Genomic DNA, 22,856 nt, shown 5'->3' with positions numbered 1-22,856 from the left:
ATGCGGCTTTTTGTCGGTTGCGCAATGTGGCAACACCCGGACTGGCAGGAGAAGCCGATACCCCCGGCCGAACGCCTGCGCACCTACTCCTCCTGGTGCAACGCGGTGGAGGGCAACACCACCTTCTACGCGACACCGCAGCGGCGCACCGTCCAATCCTGGGCTCGCCAAACCGATCCCGACTTCCGCTTCGTGATGAAGCTGCCCCGCACCATCACCCACGACCGCCGCCTCACCGGCATCGACGACGAGATGGCGCACTTCCTCGACGCCATCGAACCGCTCGGTCGGCGGTTGCACTCGCTGTGGGTGCAGCTGCCCGCCTCCTTCACCAATCTGACTGCCCTGGCAGATTTCCTGGACGCACTCCCGGCCCACTACCGCTGCGCCGTCGAGGTCCGCAACCCCGTGTTCTTCGAAAACCCGCGCGCCACAGCCCAACTGGAGGCCGTGCTGGAGGCCGCGGGCGCGGAATGGGTCACCTTCGATACCACGGTGCTCTTCTCCGCCCCGCCCTCGAGCCAGGCCGAATACGAGGCCGGTTCCAAGAAGCCCCGCAACCCGCGCCGCACCCGCGCCCTCACGGAATTCCCGATGGTCCGCTATCACGGCCGCGACGACACCGCGACGACCGTCGCGGGCTGGGCCATCTGGGTGGACACCGCAGTCGCCTGGCTCCGCGAGGGCCGTTCCCCGACCATCTTCATCCACACCCCCGACAACGCCTCCGCCCGCACCCTGGCCCGCCGCTTCCACGCCGAGGTTCGCGACCGCCTACCCGAACTGGACCCGCTCCCGGACCCCCTGCCCACCGATCCGATGACCCTCTTCTGAGGCCGCGACAGTTCGGCAGGGGCCGAAATGTTCGGGCGGCAGACTGGAAGCATGGAACCGATCAGGGACGGCGATGTCGACATCTCCGGTGCCGCCCGGCTGCTGGCAGATCCGGCCCGAGCCCGCATGCTGACCGTGCTCGCCGACGGCCGCGCCCAGCCCGCCGGTGAGCTCGCCCGAGCCGGTGGGGTGAGCGCCGCCACCGCGAGCGAGCACCTCGCGAAGCTGGTCGAACAAGGGTGGCTCACGGTCGAAAAGGCAGGCCGCCACCGCTACTACAGCATCGCGCTACCGGAAGTGGTCCAGGTCCTCGAGGCGATGGCACTGATCTCTCCCGTCCAGCCGGTCCGCTCCCTGCGCGGCGCACGCGTCCACCGCGATCTCCGCGTCGCGCGCACCTGCTACGACCACCTGGCCGGTGCGGTCGGGGTAGCGGTCTTCGACGCCCTGAGCGACAGCGGAACCCTGGACATGATCGGCGGCCGCTGGACAGCCGCAGGCCCCCACCCCCTGCTGGACGAATTGGCCATCACCACAACGGACCCCCGCCAGTTCGGCCGCCGCCCACCGATCCGCGTCTGCGTCGACTGGTCCGAACGCCGCCACCACCTAGCAGGCGGCCTGGGCGCCCTGCTCCTCCAACGAATGCTGGACGAAAACTGGTGCACCCCAGCCAAAACCCCACGCGCAATCTCCTTCACCCCCCAAGGCTGGCAAGCCCTACACCGAACCCTCGGCGTCGACACCACAACCCTGCGCAGCGCGTAACCCGCCTCTCGCGCGATGGGGATGCTTCGGTTCGGGCCGAAGGGAATTCGCAGCAGGCTGGGGGCATGACCCGGACATTGGAAGCGCCCCGCACCCGCGGCGGGGGACTCGCGTTGGTGGCGATCTCCGCGGGATATTTTCTCGTCATTCTGGACACCACGATTGTTGCTATTGCGCTGGATCGGATGGCGGTTGGGCTGCACACCACGGTTGCCGGGTTGGAGTGGGTGGTTGACGGGTACACGGTGACGTTGGCGGCGTTGCTCATGGCGGGTGGGGGGTTGGCGGATCGGTTCGGGGCGCGGCGGTCGTTTCAGGCTGGGCTGGCGTTCTTCGGGCTTGCCTCGCTGGCCTGCGCGGCGGCGCCGAGTGTTGCGGTATTGGTGGGCGCTCGTGTTCTGCAGGGAATTGGTGCGGCGCTGTTGATTCCGGCGTCGCTGGCGTTGATTCGGCACACCTATCCGGATCCGGCGGAGCGTGCTCGCGCCACTGGTATCTGGGGTGCGATCGGGTCTACGGCCGCGAGCAGTGGGCCGGTGCTGGGCGGTGTGCTCGCTGAAAACATTGGCTGGCCCGCTATTTTCGCGGTGAATGTGCCCATTTGCGTGCTGGCGGCGGTGCTATTGCATCGCACCGTGCCGCCGGTTGCCGGTGTTGCACAGCCGATTCCGGTGTTCGGACAGGCCACCGCGGCGCTCGCCGTGGCGGGAGTCACGGCCACCGCGATTCTCGCCGGTGCGCGACCGGTGGCGCCGGGGCCGCTCACCATTGCGGTGGTGGCCGCGGTAGTTGGGCTGCTGTTGGGCGTTCGTGCTGCTCGCGCCGGAAAAGGGTTGCTGCCCAGTGGGCTTCGGCGGTCGCGGGCGTTCGTCGGTAGCGCGCTGGTCGGGTTCGCGCAGAACTTCGGGTTCTATGGGCAGCTGTTCGTGGTCAGTCTGTTCTTCCAGCGGAGCCTGCACTATTCGCCCACCGCGGCTGGTTTCGCGTTGCTGCCGGAGATGGTGATCGGGATTGTGGGGTCCGCGCTCGGTGGGCGGATGGCTGCGCGGCAGGGGCCGCGGCGGGTGATCGTCACCGGTATGTCGACCGGGGCGGTGGGGCTGGTCGGCCTGGCGTGCGTGGGTCCGGATACGCCGTATCCGCTGATCGCGATCGCCTTGTTGCTCACCGGATTCGGCATGGCCTACACGATGCCCGCGGCCACCGGTCTCACGGTGTCGGCCGCGGGTACCGCGCACACCGGCCTGGCCGCCGCCGCCTTCAACTCCGCTCGCCAGTTCGGCTCGGCGCTGGGCGTTGCTGTACTGGCATCCCTGATGACGCTCACTCCCGCCAGTCTCGCCCTGCCCTTGGCGACCGCTGCGCTGGTCTACTTGACCGCGGCGATCCTCGCCCGCCGTATTCCCTGACCCCGGAACGCCGAGTGGCGCACGGCCGAAGGAACTCGGCCGTGCGCCACTGGGTGTTTCGTCCGATATCAGCCGACGAGGACCGGGGGTTGTTCGGCGCGGCGGGCCTCGCGGGCGAGGGCCTTGTCGCGCTGTTCCTCGAAGCGGACCACGTCGCCGCGGAGCTTGTCGAGGAACTGCCCGAGTTCGTTGCGGCGCTGGTCGCCCAGGGCACCGAAGTCGGTGCGTTCGAAGATGTTCCACTTCTTGAGGTTCGGCAGCAGCACCTCCTCCAGATGCTGGCGGAGGTCGTAGATGCCGTGCTTGGCCATGAGCACGCCATTGCGGCGGAAGTTGGGCATGCCCATGCCGGGCATCTGGAATCCCATGACGATATTGGTAATGGCATCCATGGCCTGGTCGGGTGAGAGGTCCAGGGCCGCACCGCACATATTCCGATAGAAGATCATGTGCAGGTTCTCGTCGGCGGCGATGCGTTGCAGCATGCGGTCCGCTATGGGGTCATCGCACACTTTGCCGGTATTGCGATGTGAAACTCGGGTCGCCAATTCCTGGAATGTCACATAAGCGACGGAATGCATGAATCCGGCATCGGCGGTCACCTGTCGATCGCTGTGCTTCTTGATCAACTGTGCGGCGTTGTAGCCGTTGGTCATGTGAATCATGCGCGCCTGTTCCAGCGCTACCGGATCCACGCCCCGGGTCACTACGAGGTAATCGCGAATCACGATGCCGTGCCGGTTCTCCTCGGCGGTCCACCGCCCCACCCAGGTGCCCCACGCGCCGTCCTGGGAGAAGTTCTCCGCGATCTCCCGGTGGTAGCTGGGGAGATTGTCCTCGGTCAATAGGTTGGTAACCATGGCCGCCTTGGCGACCTCGCTCAGCCTCGACTGCTCGGGATCCCAGTCGACGCCGTCCATAGCTGCAAAGTTGCGACCGAGATCCCAAGGCACATAGTCATGCGGGTGCCAGTCCTTGGCCATCGATAGATGACGGTCGACATTCTGCTCGGCAATCGGCTCCAGCTCGATGAGCAGCTCCAACTGCGTGAGACTCCTGGCCACGATCGTGTGCCCTCCCTCGAAATGGCTCGGCCTGCGAGAATGATGGTGGAGAACAGAATGCTGGAGATCCGGCGATCACCGCCGCGGCGCAGGGGATCCGGTGTGGAAACCGATACCCGCGTGTCGTCCAATGAGACTGGTCGGCGTCGCCTCGGATAATCTAGCCCAGTTCGCCGATGATTGGCTTCATACCCCGCCGATGCGTTCCTGGCCGGGCCCCGCTCGCTAGTTCCATACCAGTCCTTGACAGCCCACGCGGATCGATCAAGGTTCGCCGAAGCATTGCTACGGAGAGTGAACATGCAGACGCCCAACCACAGGAAATACCCCAACGTCGTGGTCACCGCACTCGCGGCCACCACCTCGATCGCGGGTGACATCGACTCGACGTGGAAGGGACTACTCAACGGCGAGAGCGGAATCGACGTTCTCGAGGACAGCTTCCTGGACGACTTCGGCCTGCCGGTCCGCATCGGCGGCCACCTCAAGGTCTCGCCGACCGATCAGGTCAGCAAGGCCGAGGCGCGCCGCTGGTCGTATGTCGAGCAGATGGCGGTGGTGCTGGGTCGCGAGGTCTGGGCCAATGCCGGGAATCCCGAGGTGGACAAGGATCGTTTGGCCGTCTCCATCGGCACCGGACTGGGCGGTGCGGAGATGCTCATGTCCGCGCGCGACAAGCTGGTCAACGGCGGCTACCGCAAGGTGGTTCCGCATACCGTGCAGGGCGTCATGCCCAATGGCGCGGCGGCGTGCGTCGGCGTCGAGTTACAGGCGAGGGCCGGTGTGTCCACGCCTGTTTCGGCTTGTTCGTCCGGTTCCGAGGCGATCGCCAATGCCTGGCGCATGGTCGTCATGGGCGATGCCGACATGGTGGTCACCGGTGGCGTGGAGGGTTCCATCCAGGCGCTGCCCATCGCCGGGTTCTCCATGATGCGCGCCATGAGCACCCGCAATCACGATCCCAAGGGCGCGTCCCGGCCGTTCGACAAGGACCGCGACGGTTTCGTTTTCGGTGAGGCCGGAGCCCTGATGGTCATCGAGACCGAGGAGCACGCGCTCGCGCGCGGCGCCACCATTCACGCCCGGATCATGGGCGCGGGCATCACCTCCGACGGCTTCCACCTGGTCGCACCGGATCCCGAGGGCACCGGCGCGGCGCGCGCCATGAGCCGCGCCATGGAGTACGCGGGCATCTCGAAAGCCGATGTGTCGCACATCAATGCGCACGCCACCGCCACGCCGATCGGCGACACGGCGGAGGCCAACGCCATCAAGCAAGCCGTCGGCAACCACGCCGCGGTGTACGCGCCGAAGTCCGCCCTCGGGCATTCCATCGGTGCGGTCGGTGCGCTGGAGTCGGTCATCACCGTGCTCAGCGTGCGTGACGGAATCATCCCCGCCACACTGAATCTGGAGCACCAGGACCCCGAGATCGACCTCGATGTGGTGCACGGACAGGCCCGGCCCGGCAACTACGACTACGCCATCAACAACTCCTTCGGCTTCGGCGGCCACAACGTGGCCATCGCGTTCGGCCGGTACTGAGTCGCTTTTCCCGGGTGGTATTTCGTTCGTACTCGGTGACGCGGGAATCCGACACCTGCTAGAGTCCCCAAGCCCCCAGCTACATTCGGGCTTTCGGTGTCGATCTTTGTTCGGTGTCACTGCACAGTTCTCGACTGTGAGTTGAAGAAGGATAGGGAATGATCGGCGAGACCTTCGAAGACGTTCTGGACGAGCACGGCAACATCAAGATCCCTGAGAACCAGACCATGGTCGACCTGGTCGACAAGCACGCCGCGGTCAACGGGGACGAGCTCGCCTACCGCTTTATCGACTATTCGCGTGAACGCGACGGTGAGTACCACGACCTCACGTGGAACCGCTTCGGTGTCCGGCTGCGTGCCGTGGCCGCCCGGCTGCAGCAGGTCACGCAGCCGGGGGACCGCGTCGCCATCCTGGCGCCCCAGGGCCTGGACTACATCGTGGCCATGTACGCCGCGGTGTACGCGGGCAATATCGCGGTGCCCCTGTTCGATCCGGAGGAGCAGGGCCACAGCGATCGGCTGCACGCCGTGCTCGACGATTGCGCGCCGTCGGCGATTCTGACGGTCGGTTCGGCCGCGGTGGGGGTGCGCGAGATCTTCAAACACCTGCCCGCGCCGCAGCGTCCGCGCATCATCGCGGTCGAGGCGATTCCGGACAGTGTGGGTGAGAGCTGGGTGCGCCCGAATCTGCAGATGGACGATGTGGCCTACCTGCAGTATACCTCCGGTTCGACCCGCACTCCGGCCGGCGTAGAGATCACGCACCGGGCGGTCGGTACCAATTTGCTGCAGATGATCGACGCCATCGGCATCACCGAGATGGCCCGCGGCGTCACCTGGCTGCCGCTGTTCCACGACATGGGATTGCTGTGCGCGATCCTGCCCACCATCGGCGGCAAGTACATCACCATCATGTCGCCCAGCGCCTTCGTGCGCCGGCCGCACCGCTGGATCAAGGAGCTCGCCGCCCAGGAGGACGGCGCCGAGATCTTCGCCGCCGCACCGAATTTCGCCTTCGAGCACGCCGCCGCCCGCGGATTGCCCAAGGCCGGTGAGGAATTGGACCTGTCCAATGTGATCGGCCTGATCAACGGCAGCGAACCGGTGTCGGTCACCTCGATGCGCAAGTTCAACGAGGCCTTCGCGCCCTACGGCCTGCCCAAGACCGCCATCAAGCCCTGCTACGGCATGGCCGAGGCCACCCTGTTCGTCTCCGCCACCAAGCGTGAGGACGAGGCGCGGGCGGTCTGGGTGGATCGCGTGCAGCTCAATGCCGGGCACATGGTGGAGGTCGACGAACACGCGGAAAATGCGGTGGCCCAGGTGTCCTGCGGCTACGTCGCGAATTCGCAGTGGGCGGTGATCGTGGATCCGCAGACCGGCGCGGAACGGCCCGACGGTGAGGTCGGCGAGATCTGGTTGCACGGTGCGAACATCGGCCGCGGCTACTGGGGTCGGCCGGAGGAGAGCGAGGCCACCTTCCATAACCGGCTCACCGCACGGCAGTCCGGCTCGCACGCGGAAGGTGCTGCGGCGGAGGCGAACTGGATGCGCACCGGCGATTTCGGTGCGTACTACGACGGCGAGCTGTTCATCACCGGCCGCGTCAAGGACCTGGTGATCGTGGACGGCCGCAACCACTATCCGCAGGATCTGGAGTACTCCGCCCAGGAGTCCAGCACCGCCCTGCGGCCCGGATTCGTGGCCGCCTTCTCGGTGTCGGCGAACCAGCTCCCGGCCGAGGCGGTCGCCGCCGACGCCACCGAACAACTGGTCATCGTGGCCGAACGCGGCACGGGCGCAGCCAAACTCGACCCGGAGCCGATCACCGAAACCGTGCGCGCGGCGATTGCCAAACGCCACGGTGTCACCGTCCGCGACCTGCTGTTGGTTCCCGCGGGGTCCATCCCGCGCACCTCCAGCGGCAAGATCGCCCGGCGTGCCTGCAAGGCGGCCTATCTCGAAGGCACCCTGCGTGGCGGTCATCGCCAGCAGGCGTTCCCCGACCAGGTCGACTGAATCGAATAGTGGCACAACCGATTTCCGAGTGGCGCACCTGCTGGTGTGCCACTCGGCTTTTCAGGGTGCGATCGGCGGTATGGACAGGCGGTGCAGTGAACCGTTCGGCTCCAGGGCGGTGCTGTCGGTGATATTGCCGATGATGATGGGGACGAAGCCGGTCGTCTTGATCAGCTCGGCCACCCGGCACAGGGCGGCCGGGTGGTCACCGGCCATCGGTGCGACGATGCGGCCCAGCGAGGTCAGCGGGCCGGACCGGAACATGGGCGTGGTGAAGTTGTTGAAGGCCTTGACCAGCTGTGCCTTCGGGAACAGCTCGGCCACCACCGCGCTGGTGGGGCGGCCGTCGGTGGACAGCAGGGTGACGGTGCCGTCGTCCTCGCGGACGTAGGGATTGGCCGGGTCGACCCAGATCTTGCCCTCCAGATCGGGGAGTTCCTTTGCCAGGGCCGGTAACTGGAGCCAGGGGACCGCACCGATGAGGATGGTCGAGGAGCCGGTGACCAGATCGATGTCGCCGGGGTAGGTGTGGCGCAGTCCCCGCTCGGTCACCAGGTCCGACAACTCGTCGAGGTGGTGGCTGGCGATGTGCACGGTGTGCCCCGCGCGATCGAACAGACCTGCCAGGCTCAGACCGAAATGACCGGCCCCGAAGATTCCCACGTCCATGCCCGCACACTCCTGTGTCCGGAGGGGTTTCCTGACCTTCAGTAAATCAGCTACCGAGCGACACCGAGGTGGCGGGCTCGGCCGGGCGGGTCGCGTGTGTGGCCAGGGCTCGGGCGGCGGCAAGGAGCCGGGCGCGGGCGTCCGGTTCGGCGACCAGGCCGTCCGGTCCGATATCGCTCTGGAGCACGGTGATCCGACCGCTGGCGGCCTCCACCAGCTCGGCTCCGGCGTAGCCGACCACGGTGCGCAGGGTGGCGACGGCGGCCTCGCCGCGGCCCTCGAAGGCCACATTCACGTAGGCGACGGGCTTATCGCTGAGATCGGCATTGCCGATGGTCCATTCGAGCAGGTTCTTGAGGCTGCCCGGGATCATGCCCGCGTACTCCGGGGTGCAGAACAGGACCGCGTCGACCTCGGCGAGCTCCCGGTGCAGGGCCAGCACGGGCTCCGGCTCGTCGGTTTCCCCGGGTATGAAGGGCGGCAGCCCGAGCAGTCCGTCATAGAGGCGGACGTCCAGGTCGGGACCGGCGTCGGCGGCGATGGTGCGCAGGGCGGCACTGTTGGTCGAGCCGGCGCGCGTGCTGCCGGAGACCAGCAGGATGCGGGGAATGGTCACGACTTCGGCAACGTGGCTGGGGCCGGGAGTATTTCGGGACGGTGTGACCGTTGTCTCGGATGGGCCATCCCAATAAGTGGGAGTTGTTGTGACAAGAAGTGTCGTTATCTTCCATTCTGGGTATGGTTTCGAACAAGCAGGACTGTCCGGGACAGCTGTAACGCCCGGATCCGGTTGTGCGACAACTGCATAACGCGAGTTTGTGCGAGAAGGGCAGGCAACGATGACTGCGAACACCAACCGCTTCGACGAGGCGGCGGTCGGTGCCGGACATCCCGGTGCGTTCGGACCCGGACGGCTGCTGGCCGCCGAACCGATGACCGCGAGGATGCTGCCCGGTCTGAAACTGCCTGCTCGCGCCTGGCGCATCAGCTACACCACGACCACCGCCAAGGGTGACCCGACGCAGGTCACCGGCACCGTGCTGGTCCCGAACACCCCGTGGCGCGGCCCCGGATCGCGCCCGCTGGTCGGGTATGCGGTCGGTACGCAGGGCCTGGCCAATACCGTCGCCGCCGCGTCGTGGCAGCTGCGCTACGGCATCGAATACGAGTCGCTGTTCCTGCGGGCCGCGCTGCGCCGCGGCTGGGCGCTCGCCATCACCGACTACCCCGGTCTCGGCAGCCCCGGTCTGCACCCCTACGTGATGGGCAAGGCGCTGGGGCCCGCGGTGCTCGACAGCATGCGCGCCGCGCGTCGTCTGCCCGAGGCGGAACTGGATCCCGACGGCCCGCTGGGCATCTACGGCTACTCCGAGGGCGGCAACGCGGCGGGCTGGGCCCTGCAGCTGCAGCCCACCTACGCACCGGATCTGCCGCTGGTCGGCGGCGCGGTCGGCTCGGCCCCGGCCGATCTGGTCGACATGGTGAAGTTCCTCGACGACACCCCGTACGCGGTGCTGCTGTTCTACGGCGTGCTCGGCATCGAGGCCGCCTATCCGGAACTGGATGTGCTGCAGCACCTCAACGCCGGAGGCCGGGTCCTGGCCGCGCTGGCGCGGCGTACCCACGCCGGAGTCGCGGCCGTGGTCGGCATCGGTGCGGGCCTGGTCGTGCCCACCAAGGTCTCGACCTACACGCACCGGCCGCCGTTCGAGGTGCCCGAGGTGAAGGCGCGGCTGCTGGAGAATCGGCTGGGCGGAATCGCTCCCGCCGCACCGGTTCTGGTGGCGGGCGGCACCAGCGAGCAGATCATTCCGTATCCGCAGGCCGTGCGGCTGGCGGAGGAGTGGAAGGCGCTGGGCGCGGACGTCACCATGCTCACCATGCAAGGTCGTGAACATATCGGCGGCGCACTGGCTTTCGCCGGTCCGGCCATGCGGTTCCTGGCCGAACGCTTCGCTGAATCCCGCACGGTCGAACTGCAGCGCGGGGCCTGAGATGACGAAAGCCGGGAATCCGAACGGATTCCCGGCTTTGTCGATTCCGGCTCAGTTCCCGACGCCCCAGTGCAGGACGCGGGAGGTGAACAGCACCAAGGTCAGCGACACGACGGCCACCGTCACCAGGCCGACCACCGCGACGACCAGCGGTCGCCAGCCGGTGCGGGCCAGCTCGCGGATGTTGGTGTTGAGCCCGACGCCCGCGAAGGTCAGCAGGAACGCCCAGCGCGACACCGCGCCCAGGTTGGCAACCTGAGCCTTGTTGAGCCAGTGCACGGTCGCCAGCGCCGAGACGGCCAGGAAGCCCAGCACGAACTTCGGGAACTTCGACCACACGAACGACGCCTTGGCGCGCAGGCCCGGTGCGATGGCGTCGGCCTCACCGCGCGAGGCCCAGTAGGCGGCGAAGCCCAGCACCACGAAGCCGATCAGTGCGTTGCGGGTCGACTTCACCAGCACCGCGATCTTGCCCGCCTCGTCGGAGAACAGGTAGCCGGTGGCGGTGGTCTCGGCGGTGTTGTCGACGGCCAGACCCGCCCACAGCCCGAACTCGTGATCGCTCAGGCCGATGGCGTGCCCCAGCGGCGGCAGCGCGAACAGCGCCACCGCGCCGAGCGCCAGAATGGCCGCGATGGCATAGGAGACATCGGAATTGCGGGCCCGGATCGCGCCCTTGCCCGCGATGATCGCGGAGACGCCACAGATTGCGGTGCCGATGGCCAGCAGTGATCCGAGCTTGCCGGACAGTCCGAGGTAGCGGGCCACCAGCAGGATGATCGCGCCGGACACGGTCATGTCGACCAGGATCTGCAGGAAGCTGGTGCCGCCCAGCTTGGCCACATCACCGAGCACGAAGCGCGCGCCCAGGGCGATGATGCCGATCTTGAGCCAGAACTCGTAGGTGCCGATGCCCGGCTTGAAGATCGGGTGCAGGCCAACGGTATTGGTGATGAGCAGGCCGATCAGGATGGCCCACAGCACGTATTCGATATCGGGGACGGTCCAGTGCTCGTGCTTGGCGATCTTCAGCCACCAGATCTCGGCGTACTTGCCGAGCAGGCCGACCACGATGAGAAGCAGGACGCCGGGGACATAGCTCAGCAGGCGGGCGAGCGTCAGTGGACCGGACGGCTCGTCGAAAGCCTCGTCGTCGCCGCGGGTTTCGGCGGAGGTCTTGGTCAGGTCGGGGGTGCTGATGTCACTCATGAGGTCACCACGGAATCTTCGGCAGGACGTCGAACACGGCGAGCGCGACCACCACGCCCGACACGATTACCGACCACCAGTCGGCACCCAGACGCCCCAGGGCGTCCGGCCACGAAGGTCGGGCACCGGATGTCTCCGGCGCGGGATCAGGACTTGTCACCAGGGGCCTCCAGGTAAGAACGTGCAGTACAGCACGTGAATGATGGGGCTCTCGGCGGAATTCGGACAGCGTTGGAATCGGGCTGATTTCAGCCGTGGCCCTCTGGATCTCAGCCGTGCCGTTGCGCGCGGCGGTACGCGGCGGGTGTGGTGGTGGTCCAGCGTTTGAAGGCGTGGATGAACGGGGTGGCTTCGGCGTAGCCGAGGCGAATCGCGATGTCGTCCACCGAGAGCGGGGTGGCGGTGAGCATTTCCTCGGCCAGGGTGTGGCGGACCTCGTCGAGCAGCGCCCGGTAGGAGGTGCCCGCGGCCTCCAGGTGGCGGCGCAGCGTGCGGGCGCTGACATTGAGATCACGGGCCACGGCGTCGAGCGTGGGCGGGGTGGTGAAACCCGTTGTGCCGGAACCGGGCAGCAGCCGGTCGCGCACCTCGGCGGCAATGCCGGTGCGGGCGCTACGGCGGTGCAGCAGATCGCGGCACTGGGCCACGCACACCGCCCAGGTGGGCTGATTGGCCTGGGGGAGGGGACGGGCCAGCAGGTCCGGATCGATGCCGAAGACGGTGTGCGGGCGGTCGAATCGGGGCGGCACGCCGAACAGGGATTCCAGCCGGGCGCCGGAATCGCGGTCCGGGTAACCGAATTCGGCGCGGCTGAAGTCGACGCGCGACCCCAGCAGATCGCTCATCACCCGGTGCATGGCGACGATGTCGCGCTCGACCAGGAAGTGCTGCACGTCGGCGGGCACGGTGTCGTGGTGGATCCAGGTCACCACCTCGCGTGGGCGGGACTCCACGATCGGTGTGCAGAAGGCGAATCCGAGCCGGTAGTAGCGCAATGCCAGCGAGATCGCCTCGCGCAGGGTGGGACTGGTGACGCAGGCATAGCCGAAGATGCCGAAGGTGCTGATCCGGTAGCGGCGGCCGACCTCGACGCCGAGCGCGGGCCGGTCCGGCAGTTCGCGCAGCAGATTGCGGACCACGGCCAGTTCGGTCTCGGCGGGTATCTGCGCCTCGGCGTCGGTGAGCCGGCCCTCGGTGAGGCCGGTGCCCGCGAGCATGCGCGCGACCGGGACGCCGTGCTCGGCCGCGAACTCGGTCATGACCGCGACACTGGCGGTGCCGCGCGGGAAGTTCCAGGTTCGGACGTCCGGTTCCTCGACCGTGCTCATGCGGCCATTATGGCCGAAAGTATTGATTTTCTGGCCTCCGCTCTTTCATGTCCGGATAACCGCAGGTCGTAGCGTCGAATCCGATCACATCGCAGTGAGGAGAGGGACGCATGAACGGCAGCCCGTCGATCGTCATCATCGGCACCGGGTTCGGCGGCATCGGCATGGCGCTGGAGCTACGGCGCGCCGGGATCGACGACTTCGTCATCCTCGAGCGCGGCGACGACGTGGGCGGGGTGTGGCGGGAGAACACCTACCCGGGCGCGGAGTGCGATGTGCCCTCCCCGCTGTACTCGTTCTCCTTCGAACCGAACCCGTCCTGGTCGAAGCGCTGCGCGCCGCAGGCCGAGATCCAGCGGTACCTGCGCGGGCTGACCGAGAAGTACGGGCTGCTCGACCGCATCCGGTTCGGATCCGAGGTCACCGCCGCCGAATTCGACGATGCCACCGGGCAGTGGACCGTACGCATCGCCGACGGCACCGAACTGACGGCCGACATCGTGGTGTCGGCGGTGGGCCAGCTCTCGCGTCCGTCCGTACCGAATATCCCGGGGGCCGACAGCTTTTCGGGGGACACCTTCCATTCGGCCGACTGGGATCACGGGGTCGACCTGCGCGGCAAGCGGGTCGCGGTGATCGGAACCGGCGCCAGCGCAATCCAATTCGTGCCCGCCATCCAGCCGGATGTAGCCGCGTTGACGCTGTTCCAGCGCTCGGCCACCTGGATCCTGCCCAAGCCCGACACCGATTACGGCCCGCTGCGGCAGGCGCTGTTCGATCGGGTGCCGCCGGTGCTGCTGGCCGAACGGCTGGCCTGGTGGATGCTGTGCGAGACGGTGTCGCTGAGCATCGTCGACCTTCCCGCCATCCGGCCGATCGTCAGCCGGATCAGCACCCGGCACCTGGAGAAGCAGGTGGCCGATCCGGTGTTGCGCGCCAAGCTGACTCCCGACGCACCGCCCGGCTGTAAACGCGGGCTGTTCTCCAACGACTACTTCCCGGCCCTGACCCAGCCCAATGTGCACGTGGAGACGAACGGCATCACCGAGATCACCCCGACCGGCGTGCGCACCGCCGACGGTGTTCTGCACGAGGTCGACGTGATCGTCTACGGCACCGGGTTCAAGGGCACCGAATTCCTGTGGCCGATGACCGTCACCGGCAGCCAGGGCCGCAAGCTGCACGACGAATGGGCCGGTGGTGCACGGGCTTTCAAGGGGATCACCGTGAGCGGATTCCCCAATCTGTTCCTGCTCTACGGGCCCAACACCAACCTGGGCGCAGGCTCGATCGTGCACATCATCGAATCCCAGACCCGCTATGTGCGGCAGGCGGTCGAACTGCTGGCCCGCCGTCCCGGCCGCGTGCTGGACGTGCGGCCCGAGGTCGAGGCCGGGTACGACGCGAGAATCCAAGGCCGCCTGGGCCGTTCGGTGTGGAACTTCTGCACCAGCTGGTATCGCAACGACGCCGGACGCATCACCAACAACTGGCCGGGCACCGTCACCGGCTACCGGCGCGAGACCCGCCGCCTGAATCCCTCCGACTACCGGCTCGTGCCGGTCGCCGCATCCCAGGAGTAGCAATGCGATTCGACTACGACGTCCTCGTCATCGGTTCCGGCTTCGGCGGCAGCGTGAGCGCGCTGCGGCTGACCGAGAAGGGGTACCGCGTCGGCGTACTGGAGGCCGGGCGGCGCTTCGAGGACCACGAGTTCGCGCAGACGTCCTGGCGGCTGCGGCGCTACCTGTGGGCACCGGCGCTGGGCTGCTTCGGAATTCAGCGCCTGGCGCTGCTGAAGGACACCTTCGTGATGGCGGGCGCGGGGGTCGGCGGCGGCTCGCTCGTCTACGCCAATACGCTCTACGAGCCGCCGGAGAAGTTCTACGCCGACCGCCAGTGGGGGCACATCACCGACTGGCGCGACGAGCTCGCGCCGCACTACGACCAGGCCAAACGCATGCTGGGCGTGACGGCTAATCCGGCCACCACGCCCACCGACCGCGTGCTGCGGGAAGTGGCCGAGGACATGGGAATCGGTGACACCTACCGGCCCACCCCCGTCGGCGTCTTCTTCGGCGGGCCTGGTCGCCGTCCGGGTGAGGACGTGCCGGATCCGTTCTTCGGCGGGGCCGGACCGGCCCGGCGCACCTGCACCCACTGCGGCGAATGCATGACCGGTTGCCGCCACAATGCCAAGAACACGCTGGTCAAGAACTACCTGTACCTGGCCGAAAAGGCCGGTGCCGCAGTGCATCCGCTGACCACGGTCACCGATGTACGGCCGTTGTCCGGTGGCGGCTATGCGGTGGAAACCGTCCGCACCGGCCGCCCGTTCGGTCGCAAGCGGCGCGAATTCACCGCCGAACAGGTGGTTTTCGCCGCTGCCGCGCTCGGCACCCAGCGGCTGCTGCACCGGCTGCGCGACAAGGGGTCGCTCACCGGGATCTCGGATCGCCTGGGGTATCTGTCGCGCACCAATTCCGAGGAGCTGCTCGGCGTGCGAAGCCGCGACCCGCAGTCGGACTACACCAAGGGCGTGGCCATCACGTCCTCCATCCATCCCGATCACGACACCCACGTCGAACCGGTGCGGTATGGCAAGGGCAGCAATGCCTTCGGCGTGATGAGCACCCTCATGGTCGACGACGAGGGCGACACTCCCCGCTGGCGGCTCTGGCTGCGCACGGCCCGCCGCCGCCCTCGTGACGCGGTGCGCGTGCACAATTCGCGGCACTGGTCCGAGCGGACCATCGGGCTGCTGGTCATGCAGTCGGTGGACAACTCCATCACCACCTACACGAAGCGCGGCCTGTTCGGCCGCCGTATGACCACCAAACAAGGTGAGGGCCAACCCAATCCGACCTGGGTTCCCGCCGGGCACGAGGTCGCCCGCCGCGTCGCCGACGCCATCGACGGCATCCCGATCGGGGCCAGCTCCGGCATCCTGAACATCCCCATGACCGGACATTTCATCGGCGGCTGTGTCATCGGCGACTCGTCCGCCACCGGCGTCGTCGACCCGTATCACCGCCTGTACGGCCACCCCGGCCTGCACATCATCGATGGCTCCACCATCTCCGCCAACCTCGGCGTCAACCCGTCGCTCACCATCACCGCCCAGGCCGAACGCGCGGTCTCGTTGTGGCCCAACAAGGGTGAGCCCGATCCCCGCCCGGACCTAGGTGCGGCCTACCGGCGCATCGCCGCGACCGCACCGCGTAGTCCGGTCGTGCCGCCCACCGCTCCGGCGGCATTGCGGCTGCCCCTGGTCGGCTTCAATGAGAACGTGAAGACACCGGCGGAGTCCTGAAAAGCGAAGGGCGGGCGCGGAATGCGCCCGCCCTTCGCGGTGATTCGGTGCTGCCGGTCAGAGCGCCAGCAGGCGCGCCTTGGCCTCGTCGTATTCGCGGATGAGGCGTTCCACCAGGTCCGCGGCCGGGCCGACGCGGTCCACCGCGCCGATGCCCTGGCCGGAGCCCCAGATGTCCTTCCACGGCTTGGCCCCGGGGGTGGCCGGATCCGCTTCGCCGGTGCCGAAATCCATGGCGGTCGGGTCGGACTGGGCCAGGTTGTCGGGGTCCATGCCCGCGGCGGTGATGCTGCCGCGCAGGTAGTTGCCGTGCACGCCGGTGAAGAGGTTGGAGTAGACGATGTCACCGGCGGCGGAGTCGACGATCATCTGCTTGTAGCCGGGGACGGCATTGGCCTCGTCGGTGGCGATGAACGCCGAGCCGATGTAGGCCAGGTCCGCGCCCGCGGCCTGGGCGGCCAGGATATTGCGGCCGTGGGCAATAGCACCCGATAGCAGCAGCGGCCCGTCGAACCATTCGCGGATCTCGGACAGCAGCGCGAACGGCGACTGTGTGCCCGCGTGCCCGCCCGCACCCGATGCCACCGCGATGAGGCCGTCCGCACCGCGCTCGACGGCCTTGTGCGCGAACACATTGTTGATGATGTCGTGCAGCACGATGCCGCCGTAGGAGTGCACGGCCTCGTTCACGTCGGGTCGTGCGCCCAGCGACGTGATGACGATCGGCACCTTGTGCTCGACGACCGTCGTGAGATCCTCCTCGAGCCGGTCATTGCTCTTGTGCACGATCAGGTTCACCGCGTAGGGCGCGGACGGCTGCTCCGGATTGTCGGCGTCGTGCTTGGCCAGCTCCTCGTTGATCCGCACCAGCCACTCCTTGAACAGCGACTGCGGCCGCGCGTTCAGCGACGGGAACGAGCCCACGATCCCGGCCTTGGACTGGGCGATGACCAGCTCCGGTCCGGACACGATGAACATCGGCGAAGCGACCGCGGGCAGGCGCAGGCGCTCAGAGAGGATGGGCGGCAGGGTCATATCAACTCTCGTAACTCTCAGGGGCTTCCCCTGAAACCCCTTCTAAGGGACAAACGCTACTAGCCGGTAAGTAGATCAGGCGGCGCGGGTCGCGGCCAGCCGGTCGTGACGGGCGTAACTGCGATCGGGGCTGTTCACCTGTGCGGCCCGCAGCATCATGCGCTCGGTGACGCGCCGGCCCATCCGCTCGCTCCATCGTGTCGCGCCCGGAATGAGCCGCCGCGGAATCTCCAGTGCGCCGTTGACCGCGGCCGTGGCCAGCACCGCCGCCAGGAAGACGCGGCTGTAGGGCATCTCCAGGAAGTCGGAATTGGTCTTGCCCAACAGGATTCGGCTGTACGAGACCGAGTACATCGTGAAGATGTGCCGCAACGCCCGCGCGCGCAGGCCGGGTCCGTCGAAGCCGTAGATCGGGCCGAGCGCCGACACCAGCGCCTTCGACAGCGCGCGCGAATCCTCGTCCGGCAGGAACTCGTAGTCGGCCTGCAACCACAGCAGTCGCCAGGTGTCGGTTTCGTCGGCGGGCAGGATCTCCGGATCGAGCCCGATCAGGTGGCCGACATAGCGCCACAGGTGGTAGACCGCCGCCTTCTCCTTCTTGGAGAACGTCAGGCCGACGGCATTGCACCCGGCAATGGTGGCCAGCGAGAACAACATCAGCGTGCCCGCGGTCAGGGACTGGTTGATGGGGTGATCCCAATTCTCGTAGTCCCAGTCCGGCCGTCGGTTCATGCCCGCCCGCACCTGCGCGTGCATGATCCGCACCCGCACGGTGTTCTTGAAGCCCGGCGCGAACCGTTCCAGCCCGCCCGGACCGGTCACGTCGATCCACCAGGTCGCGGTCTCGACGACCCGGCGCGGGGCCATGGCCTCGGCCGAGAGTCCGCCGGTGCCGACGAGCACCTTGCCCGCCCGTGAGGCGAGGTAGCCGCCATTGAGCGAAAACATCGACAGCGCAAGGTTGGTTGCCCACGGCCCGACCCGGCCGCTCACCCGCGCCGCCCGGTCCAGCTTGTCCTGATCGAGCCAGAACGGCACCGAATCCACGTGCGCGAAAAAGGCTTTCAGCTCGGCGGGTGCGTCCGGCACCGCGTCGATGCCGTTTTCCAGGGCCGTCTCGAACATGGCACGACCGGTGCCGGTGGGCAGTCGCCGGAACATCTCGACCACCGCGTCGGCGAGCGGGTCGCCCATCGTGGTGAATCTGCGGTAGGCGGCCTGCTGTTCGGGCGTCGGGCGGATGTCGCCGGGACCGATCAGGCGGATGCCGACATTGAAGGGGAACTCCCGAAAGATCACCGGATCGGGCAGCTGCTCGGTACGCGCCATTGCGTGCCTCCTGTGTGCGCTCAGTCTCTGGTGAAGGTCTTCACCAGAACTTTGGTGATAGTCTTCACCAAACTGAGCGGCCAGGCAACAGACAGGGCGGAATCGTGGAGACACCCCGGGGCCGATACGCCGGACTCAGCGCCGACGAGCGCCGGGCCCAGCGGCGCGAACAACTGCGTGGCGTGGCGCTCGAGGTCATTGCCGAGGAGGGCATCGCGGGCCTGAAGGTGCGCGCACTGTGCACCCGTGCGGGCCTCAACGACCGCTACTTCTACGAGGCGTACGGCCACGCCGACCGACTGCTCTACGAGCTGGTCGACGAGCAGCTCGCCGAGGTCGTCGCCGCCGTCATGGGCGTCATCGCCACCGCCCCCGCCGACACCCGCATCCGTCTGCGGGCCGTCGTCGAGGCCGGGGTGACCGCCATCGCCGACCACCCGGCCCGCCGCCGCCTCGCCATCGACATGCAGACCACCGACGAATTGCGCCAGCGCCGAACCGATCTCGTCGGCGTGGTCGCCGAGGTCATGCTCGACCAGGGCCGCGAACTGCTCGGCGAAGCCGCCGTCGAGGGCCTGCATTCCCGGCTCGCCGCCCGCACCGTCGCCCACGGGGGCCTGGAAATCCTCATCGAATGGCTGCGGGGTGAGCTGGACATCGACCGTGCCCAGCTCGTCGACTTCCTGGTGGCGATGATCCTCACCGCCTCGGAGATCACCACCACCGTGCAGCGCGAAATGGCCGCCAGCTGAACGGTTTTCCCGCTAGGGGGTGACGACCGCGAAGTTCGGGTCGGCCTTGTCGAGCAGGGCGATCAGCCGTTGCCAGACGCCAGTGTCGCCGGTGGTCTGCAGGGTGTCGAACGAACCGGTGGCCATCAGTTGCAGCAGACCGAGTTTGGTGAGGGTGATGTCGAGATCGGCATCCCGCTTGCGGGTGGCCGGGTGGTGGATGAGGGCGCCGTTGCTCAGTTCCATGTGGTAGTTCTCGCCGCTGTCGGTGAAATGCCAAGCGATGCTGAACTTCTCCGCCCACGCTCGGGATCCCACCACGTTCAGCGAGAGGGTGTCGAACAGCTGGGTGATGCTCATGGCCAGCGCTACCGCGGCGCTCGCCGTCAGGGGCGTCGAGGCCACCGGCTGCAGGAGTTCCTGTGCGCCGGTGAGGAAGCAGTTGCGCCAGGTGGCGTTCTCGGAGCCGAAGCCGAGTCGCTCGTAGACCTCGGCCAGGGTCTGCCGGGCCCCGGTATGGGACGGATCGGCGAAGACCGCGTGGCTGCCCAGTTCGGCCGCGAAGCGCAGGTCGCCCTGGTCGGCGAATTCCCTCACCTTGGCCACGGTGGCGTCGACGCCACCGAGCAACTGTACGTAGCGGGTGGCCTGCGCCTGCGGCGGATGCTGCCACAGGTGCGCCGGATTGGCGTCGTACCAGCCGAGATAACGCTGGTAGATGGCCTTCACGTCGTGGCTGATCGAGCCGTAGTACCCGCGGTTGTTCCACTGGGCCGCGAGTTCGGGTGACAGCGGGAAGTCCTCGGCGATCTCGCTGCCGATCTCGCCCTGATTCATCCGCCGTACCGTCTGGTCGTGCAGGTAGGCGTACGTATCTCTTTGCTGGGTAAGGAATTCCAGAATGTTGTCGCGACCCCAGGTGGGCCAGTGATGCGAGGCGAACACCACATCGGCGCGGTCGATGAACATTTCGATCGCTTCGGCGATGTAGCGTGACCACATGCGGGAGTCCCGCACCTGCGCGCCACGCAGGGTGAGGATGTTGTGCAGGGTGTGGCAGGCGTTCTCGGCCATGCACAGGGCGTTGCGATCGGGCAGCAGGAAGTTCATCTCGGCCGGGGCCTCGGTGCCCGGCGTCATCTGGAAAATGAGCCGCACTCCGTCGACCACTTCCTCCTGGCCGGTGGCCGTGATGTCGAGAGTCGGTGCCAGCAGGCCGAATTCGCCACCTGACGCGACCGGTCCGAGTCCCATGCCGACGACACCGCGCGGATCGCGCGGCAGGGTCGCCCCGCTGTAGTAGCCACCGCGCCGCAGCATGGCGGTACCGGCGTACACGTTCTCCGACACGGCGTGTTCCATGAAGTGCTCGGGCGCGATGATCGGCACGGTGGTGTCGGGCTCCACGACCCCGAGCACGCCACCGAAGTGGTCGGCGTGCGGATGGGTGTAGATCACCGCGGTCACCGTGCGCTCGCCGCGATTGGCGCGGTAGAGGGCCAGCGACGCGGCGGCGGTCTCGGCACTCACCAGGGGGTCGACGACAATGACACCGTTGTCGGACTCGATCAGGGTCATATTCGAGATGTCCAGTCCACGAACCTGATACACGCCCTCACACACCTGGTAGAGGCCATGCATGGCGGTCAGCTGGGACTGCCGCCACAGGCTGGGCGTCACGGTGTCCGCGCCCTCGCCCTTCAGGAAGTCGAAGGAGTCGGCGTCGTAGGCCACGCCGCCGTTCTTGCCGGGAATGACCGCGGGGGAGAGCCGGGCGATGAAACCGCGCTCGGCATTGTCGAAATCGGTGCGATCCACGGGTGCTGCTGTCATGACCACCTCACTGTTTGGTTTTACGACCGTTGATCCAGTTGGTTCCGAGGTCGACGGCCTTGGTGACCGGCCCGAAGATCTCGGGTTCGGTCTCGATGACGCCGTCGGGTCCGAGCTCGTCGAGGAGCCCGGTGTGCTTCATGACCTGCGCCAGCTCCGGCTGCACGCCCGCCAGCACGAGTCGTCCTCCGGCGTCACGCAATTCGCGGTTATAGCGTTCGAGCAGGCGAAGGATGGCCGAGGAGGGGATGTCGGGCATGGCGCGCAGCACCAGCACGAGCACCGCGTCGCGCGCGCCGGACACGTCGGGCAGGGCCGATTCCAGCCGGGGTAGTTCGGCGAAGAAGCTGCTGCCGCGATAGTCGATGACGGTGACCTTGCCGGGCGGAAGCGCCTGCGGCACAGTCGTGGTGAGCCAGTGCCCGGATCTGTCGCGGGCCAAGCCGACCAGTTCTATCTGCCCGGCCGCCTGCACGCAGTACAGCAGCAGCGACAGCACCGCGCCGATCACGATGGCCTGCTGCAGCGGCAACTGGGTAGTGGCCGCGAACGTGGCGATCATGGCGGCGGTGGACAGCTTCGAGGTGCGCCACACCAGCTCGATGTCTTTGACCTTGCCCCACACCAGTTCCGCGCCGACCACCAGGATGAGCCCGCCGATCACCGGCATGGGAATGCGCTCGGCCAGGCTGCCGCAGGTCAGGACCACCAGCGCCAGGAATACACCGGAAAAGACACCGGCCCAACGGGTTCGGGCCCCGACCCCGGCCGCGACCCCGGTTCGCGACAGCGAGCCGCCCGCGGGCAGCGCCGAGAAGAGGCCGCCGCCCAGATTCGCGATGCCCTGCGCGGTGAAGTCGGCGATCACCGAGGAGCGGCTACCGTCCGGGTTCGGCATGGAGGGCGCGACGCTGGCGGCCTGCGCCAGCGCAACCAGCGCCACCGACAGCGCGCCCGCCGCCAGGTGCGGCATGGCATCCCAGTTGGGCAGCGACAGTCCGGGCAGCGCGCCGGGGATGTGGGCGATGTCGGAGACGAGCTCGACATCGGTGCCGAGGATCGCGACGCCCACGCTGACCACGACCATGGCGACCAGCAGGGCCAGCGCCTCGAGCTTGGGGGTCAGGCGGGCTACCGCCCACACCGCGACGGTCGCGATGGCGACCCAGGTGGCCGCGGACTGCCAGTGCGAGATCCCGGTCAGCCAATTCCATACCTGCACAAGCTTGTTGTGCCCCGGCGGCTTGTACCCGGTGGCGTCCTTGAAGACGCCGGTCATGATCTGCAGCGCGATGCCGGTGGAGAACCCGACCATGACCGCGTTGGACACGAAGCTCATCACCACGCCCAGCCGCAGCACGCCCATCAGCACCATGACCACGCCGACCAGCAGGGTGAGCGCGGCGATATTGCCCGCGTCGTGCGGGTCGAGTCCGGCGGTGGCGATGGCGGATTGGCCGGTCAGGGCGATGGCGCTGGTCAGGGTGGTGATCATGAGGACGGTCGAGGCGGTGAGCGAGCCCAGGATGGGCGGCACCACGCCCGCGTAGAGACCGGCGACCGGATTGAATCCGGCGATGGAGGCGTAGGCCATGCCCTCGGGAATGCTGAACAGACCGGTCGCCATGCCGGAGGTGAGGTCCTTGGCCGTGGGTTTGCCGAGTCGGCGACCGAGTCGCGCCACACCCTTGTCCACGCGCTGTCTCCTCTATGGCAGATCTGCCGTCGAATTGCCCGAGCCTGTGAATGCACGGTGTCACGTGGGGTCTTCGCC

Annotated in this window: 19 protein-coding genes; 9 read left to right on the top strand and 10 right to left on the bottom strand. The window is 67.5% G+C overall.

The features are described 5' to 3' along the window. From ACYVN4_RS41890 to ACYVN4_RS41880, 3 genes are all read left to right on the top strand, one after another. A complete protein-coding gene (locus ACYVN4_RS41890) occupies positions 1-834 on the top strand; it encodes a DUF72 domain-containing protein (RefSeq protein ID WP_460729292.1) in 834 nt (277 codons plus the stop codon). Positions 835-885: 51 nt separating this feature from the next. Further along, on the top strand, positions 886-1,602 hold the full coding sequence (locus tag ACYVN4_RS41885) for an ArsR/SmtB family transcription factor (protein WP_460729290.1): 717 nt from the start codon (positions 886-888) through the stop codon (positions 1,600-1,602). 65 nt (positions 1,603-1,667) lie between these two features. Next, positions 1,668-3,011 carry an MFS transporter gene (locus ACYVN4_RS41880; protein WP_460729288.1) on the top strand — a complete coding sequence of 448 codons (1,344 nt, stop codon included), beginning with the start codon at positions 1,668-1,670 and terminating at the stop codon, positions 3,009-3,011. A 68-nt stretch (positions 3,012-3,079) separates the two neighbouring features. Here the strand turns inward: ACYVN4_RS41880 and ACYVN4_RS41875 are convergent, their stop codons facing one another. Continuing rightward, on the bottom strand, positions 3,080-4,075 hold the full coding sequence (locus ACYVN4_RS41875) for an acyl-ACP desaturase (protein WP_460729286.1): 996 nt from the start codon (positions 4,073-4,075) through the stop codon (positions 3,080-3,082). Between the two features lie 300 nt (positions 4,076-4,375). Here ACYVN4_RS41875 and ACYVN4_RS41870 point away from each other — a divergent pair, with 300 nt between their 5' ends. Both ACYVN4_RS41870 and fadD32 read left to right on the top strand, forming a co-directional pair. Beyond that, positions 4,376-5,620 (top strand): KasA/KasB family beta-ketoacyl-ACP synthase, encoded by a 1,245-nt coding sequence (locus tag ACYVN4_RS41870; RefSeq protein WP_460729284.1) that lies wholly within the window; start codon positions 4,376-4,378, stop codon positions 5,618-5,620. A 158-nt stretch (positions 5,621-5,778) separates the two neighbouring features. After that, entirely contained in the window at positions 5,779-7,641 is a 1,863-nt protein-coding gene (gene fadD32 / locus ACYVN4_RS41865; RefSeq protein ID WP_460729282.1) for a long-chain-fatty-acid--AMP ligase FadD32, read from the top strand. Between the two features lie 60 nt (positions 7,642-7,701). Here the strand turns inward: fadD32 and ACYVN4_RS41860 are convergent, their stop codons facing one another. Both ACYVN4_RS41860 and ACYVN4_RS41855 read right to left on the bottom strand, forming a co-directional pair. Continuing rightward, positions 7,702-8,310 (bottom strand): NADPH-dependent F420 reductase, encoded by a 609-nt coding sequence (locus ACYVN4_RS41860; RefSeq protein ID WP_460729280.1) that lies wholly within the window; start codon positions 8,308-8,310, stop codon positions 7,702-7,704. A 46-nt stretch (positions 8,311-8,356) separates the two neighbouring features. Further along, complete coding sequence (locus ACYVN4_RS41855) at positions 8,357-8,926, bottom strand: NADPH-dependent FMN reductase (RefSeq protein WP_460729278.1); 570 nt, start codon at positions 8,924-8,926, stop codon at positions 8,357-8,359. A 223-nt stretch (positions 8,927-9,149) separates the two neighbouring features. Between ACYVN4_RS41855 and ACYVN4_RS41850 the strand changes: the two genes are divergently transcribed. Then, positions 9,150-10,304 carry a lipase family protein gene (locus tag ACYVN4_RS41850; protein WP_460729276.1) on the top strand — a complete coding sequence of 385 codons (1,155 nt, stop codon included), beginning with the start codon at positions 9,150-9,152 and terminating at the stop codon, positions 10,302-10,304. Between the two features lie 51 nt (positions 10,305-10,355). Here the strand turns inward: ACYVN4_RS41850 and ACYVN4_RS41845 are convergent, their stop codons facing one another. From ACYVN4_RS41845 to ACYVN4_RS41835, 3 genes are all read right to left on the bottom strand, one after another. After that, complete coding sequence (locus tag ACYVN4_RS41845) at positions 10,356-11,513, bottom strand: YeiH family protein (RefSeq protein ID WP_460729275.1); 1,158 nt, start codon at positions 11,511-11,513, stop codon at positions 10,356-10,358. Between the two features lie 4 nt (positions 11,514-11,517). Beyond that, positions 11,518-11,673 carry a hypothetical protein gene (locus ACYVN4_RS41840; RefSeq protein ID WP_460729273.1) on the bottom strand — a complete coding sequence of 52 codons (156 nt, stop codon included), beginning with the start codon at positions 11,671-11,673 and terminating at the stop codon, positions 11,518-11,520. 109 nt (positions 11,674-11,782) lie between these two features. Continuing rightward, positions 11,783-12,841 (bottom strand): AraC family transcriptional regulator, encoded by a 1,059-nt coding sequence (locus tag ACYVN4_RS41835; RefSeq protein WP_460729271.1) that lies wholly within the window; start codon positions 12,839-12,841, stop codon positions 11,783-11,785. 110 nt (positions 12,842-12,951) lie between these two features. Here ACYVN4_RS41835 and ACYVN4_RS41830 point away from each other — a divergent pair, with 110 nt between their 5' ends. Continuing rightward, on the top strand, positions 12,952-14,424 hold the full coding sequence (locus tag ACYVN4_RS41830; protein ID WP_460729269.1) for a flavin-containing monooxygenase: 1,473 nt from the start codon (positions 12,952-12,954) through the stop codon (positions 14,422-14,424). Positions 14,425-14,426: 2 nt separating this feature from the next. Then, positions 14,427-16,154, top strand: a complete 1,728-nt coding sequence (locus tag ACYVN4_RS41825) for a GMC family oxidoreductase N-terminal domain-containing protein (protein WP_460729267.1) — start codon at positions 14,427-14,429, stop codon at positions 16,152-16,154. Between the two features lie 57 nt (positions 16,155-16,211). Here the strand turns inward: ACYVN4_RS41825 and ACYVN4_RS41820 are convergent, their stop codons facing one another. Both ACYVN4_RS41820 and ACYVN4_RS41815 read right to left on the bottom strand, forming a co-directional pair. After that, on the bottom strand, positions 16,212-17,189 hold the full coding sequence (locus ACYVN4_RS41820; protein WP_460729264.1) for an NAD(P)H-dependent flavin oxidoreductase: 978 nt from the start codon (positions 17,187-17,189) through the stop codon (positions 16,212-16,214). A 75-nt stretch (positions 17,190-17,264) separates the two neighbouring features. Continuing rightward, entirely contained in the window at positions 17,265-18,518 is a 1,254-nt protein-coding gene (locus ACYVN4_RS41815) for an oxygenase MpaB family protein (RefSeq protein WP_460729261.1), read from the bottom strand. Positions 18,519-18,622: 104 nt separating this feature from the next. Between ACYVN4_RS41815 and ACYVN4_RS41810 the strand changes: the two genes are divergently transcribed. After that, positions 18,623-19,270, top strand: a complete 648-nt coding sequence (locus ACYVN4_RS41810; RefSeq protein WP_460729259.1) for a TetR/AcrR family transcriptional regulator — start codon at positions 18,623-18,625, stop codon at positions 19,268-19,270. A gap of 12 nt (positions 19,271-19,282) precedes the next feature. Here ACYVN4_RS41810 and ACYVN4_RS41805 read toward each other — a convergent pair whose 3' ends face one another. Further along, the gene (locus tag ACYVN4_RS41805) at positions 19,283-21,082 is read right to left on the bottom strand and encodes an alkyl/aryl-sulfatase (protein WP_460729257.1); all 1,800 of its coding nucleotides are present in this window, start codon (positions 21,080-21,082) and stop codon (positions 19,283-19,285) included. Between the two features lie 7 nt (positions 21,083-21,089). Continuing rightward, positions 21,090-22,778, bottom strand: coding sequence for a SulP family inorganic anion transporter (locus ACYVN4_RS41800; protein ID WP_460729255.1), 1,689 nt, complete (start codon positions 22,776-22,778; stop codon positions 21,090-21,092). Between the last annotated feature and the right edge of the window lie 78 nt (positions 22,779-22,856).

The organism is Nocardia heshunensis (genome assembly GCF_054782115.1).
This window is presented reverse-complemented; position numbering and strand designations above follow the sequence as displayed.